This window comes from Atribacteraceae bacterium (genome assembly GCA_035477455.1).
In the GTDB taxonomy this organism is placed as follows: domain Bacteria; phylum Atribacterota; class Atribacteria; order Atribacterales; family Atribacteraceae; genus DATIKP01.
Window position 1 is genome coordinate 1 of the sequence record DATIKP010000167.1, and the last position, 3,004, is coordinate 3,004.

1 pseudogene is annotated in these 3,004 nt (G+C 56.5%); it reads left to right on the top strand.

What is annotated here, in order from left to right:
* The first annotated feature begins 626 nt into the window (after positions 1–626).
* Positions 627–1,738 (top strand): annotated as a pseudogene (locus tag VLH40_10025) (IS3 family transposase).
* Positions 1,739–3,004 lie beyond the last annotated feature (1,266 nt).

The window sequence follows — 3,004 nt, forward strand, 5'->3', positions numbered from 1 at the left end:
AAGGCCCCGTTGCCATCAGCCCTGCCTCATCTGGTATTTTCTCGTACGCATCAATGACCACGTCCGGTTGCGGTGATGCTGAAAAGGCCGTCCTTGGCCTATTTACTGCGGAAATGCGGTGATTTCGGCGGCTGATTCAGGCAGCTCAGGCCCCGGCTTCCTTCGTTTTTTTGCAGCAAAATTATTTATTGCAGTAGAATCATGGTTGAAGCCAGGCCGAAAACCAAGTCCACCCATAGTCTACCCAATTATGTGCCAATGTATGGTTTTGTCAATAGAGAGACTTTGCCGGTGAGGATCATGCTTGAGCATACAACTCATCTCCCATGACACCCATCCGGGAGAAAAAATCAAGTAGAGCCAGGCTGCTCGCCGGATGGAACTTCCAGAATCACCACGCCCTCCCTGAGAAAGGTAGGGGGTTTTTCTATAATCTCTTGGACCTCCTTGTCATCAGTCGGTGGCATGAGGTGAAGGTCGTATTGTCTATCGTTCCAGTGTAAGCGGACATGTCCGGAGTGGCCCTGAAAAAGCGGGAGATATTCCAGCAGCTTGTGTCCGGATTGGAGTTGACCCGGTTCTTGTGGGCACTATATTCCTTGAGAAGGAGATGTCTTCGCCGTCGCATGGGCGAGTTGCTGCGATCTGGGAGGAACCCTGAAGCGTTGTCCAAGGAGTTTGAGCCCACGGCACAGTCGATCCACAACTGGGTTGCCCAGGCCGACCGTGACGAGGGGAGGCGCAACGACGGATTGAGGACCGAGGAGTGTAAAGAACTGGTCCGCCTGCGTCGAGAGAATAGGCAACTGCGCATGGAACGGGAGATCTTGTCAAAGACATCCGCCTGGTTCGCCCGGGAGACCGGTTCGGTTCCCGCGAGGTCTTCGGACTCGTGAAGGCGAATCAGGATCTTTACCCGGTGTCCAGATGTGCCGTTTGCTGGGCCTCTCCTCCAGCGGATATCATGCGTGGAAGAATCGGCCGCCCTCGGAGCGGGCGATAGCCGATGCCGTACTTTCTGAGAGAATCCAGGCGAGTCACAGCCGTTCCCGGCAGACCTATGGAATGCCCGGATCCATTTGATTCAGGAAGGCTTTCGGCTGGGTAGGAAGCGCGTGGCCCGTCTGATGCGGGCAGCCGGATTGCAGGGCATCAGTCGCCGGAAAAGAATCCGAACGACCATCCGCGGTAAAGAAGCGCAAGCGATCCCGGATTTGGTTAAGCGGAACTTCCAGGCCGAAACACCCAACCGTTTGTGGGTAGCGGACATAACCTACATCCCGACATGGGCGGGTTTCCTCTACCTGGCCGTGGTGCTCTGGATGCTTTTTTCCGGCGGATTGTAGGGTGGGCGAAGGAGAACGCATCTTCGGACAGAACTGGTGCTGGAAGCATGAATATGGCCCTGTGGCAACGCCGCCCCCTCCACGGTGATCCATCCATTCCGATCAAGGAGGCCGGTACCCCTCGATCGCCTTCGGGAAGCGAGGCAAGGAGGCCGATGTGAGGCCTTCTCCCGGATCGGTCGGTGGATTGTTTCGACAACGCCCTCTATGAGAGTTTCTTTGCCACGCTGGAAGGTGAACTCCTCGACCGACGCCGCTTCAAGACCCCAGCCGAGGCCAGAATGGCTGTCTTCGAGTTTATTAAAGCCTGGTACAATCCTCATCGCCGTCACTCCAGGTTGGATTATTCTTCCCCTGTGGAGTATGAAAAACAGTATGCAGTCAGCCAATGAAATCCCAAGCCCTTAACCATCCACGAAAGCGGGGTAACTCCACTGCCAGGGGTGTACAATTATGGCAGGGGTCACCGCCCGAAGCGTACAATTTTAAACCGCCCTTTTGTACAGTCACGGTGAGGATCATTCCTTCATTCTACGGGGGTGACATTTTCACAGACCGCTTACAGGGTGACAATATCATAGTCCGTTCACAAACGACTCCAGAGCTGACGCATGATTTTCAAGAACCATGAACGGTGGGGGCTTAAACGACCTACAAAAAAAACTCTTGGTGCGCTTCTTTCCCCAACTGAGCCGCAGAACTGGCGGGAACCGTCTGTGAAAACCTGCCTTGCCTGACCCCCGCCGGTCAGTACAAAATTTCCTCCTGCCAACAGTTGTTGGAAGAACTAGCCGCACGGGGATACCTGGCCCTGCCGGTGAAGCGAAGTCACTGGCTCTGTAAGTCCCGGGAAGAAAGCGAGGTGGGGCCGGATGCGGCACCTGCCGCACCGGTGGGGAGGGCTGCCTCACCGACTGATAAACCCATCACGGTGGAGCCGGTAAGAGCAGGGCATGCCATACGGCGGTGGAACAAGTATGTTCACCGCTGCCACACCCGGGGATAGCAGCCTCTCTTTGGCGCCCACCAGCGCTAGTATCCTCTCCGAAAAAAAAGACCCCCCCCGGGCTGCCTCCTTTTTGCCGCCCCGGCCTGGGCGCTCCTCCCCCGGGACCCGGAAAAATATCACGGCGCTTCCTACCGGGCAGCCAACTGGCGGTACCTTGGCCTGAGCACCGCAACGGGCCGCCGGGACCGCCACAAGGAAAGGCTCCTCCCCTACACCGGGACTGTAAGGCTGTTTTGTGCGGAAAAAAAAGGGGGGTTCCATAAATCCCCCCCCTACTCTGAAGCGGCACGAACGGTATCCCCGGAGCACCGGCCCCGAGGGTCAGGACACCTGTTATGCCAGAGGTGGTGTTCCTCTTTTCCAACGGTATGGGGCTACCCTTACTCAGTGAATTTCCGGAAAACAGCCCGGAGCTTGCGCACCTTGCAAGCGGCTGAAGCAGGCCTTTCCGAAACTGGCGCTCACCCTCCTCCTGGACGGGTTGTATGCGAAAGGGCCGGTCATGGAGCCCGGCTTGAGGAACAGGTGGAAGTTTAGCATCGTGCTCAATACTGCTTGAAAACGCAGGGTGACGCTACCGGTATGTCCGGTTGCGTAGAGTGGGGTGTAAAAAAGGGGCAGCAGTGATCAAAAGAGATGATGTTGTCCT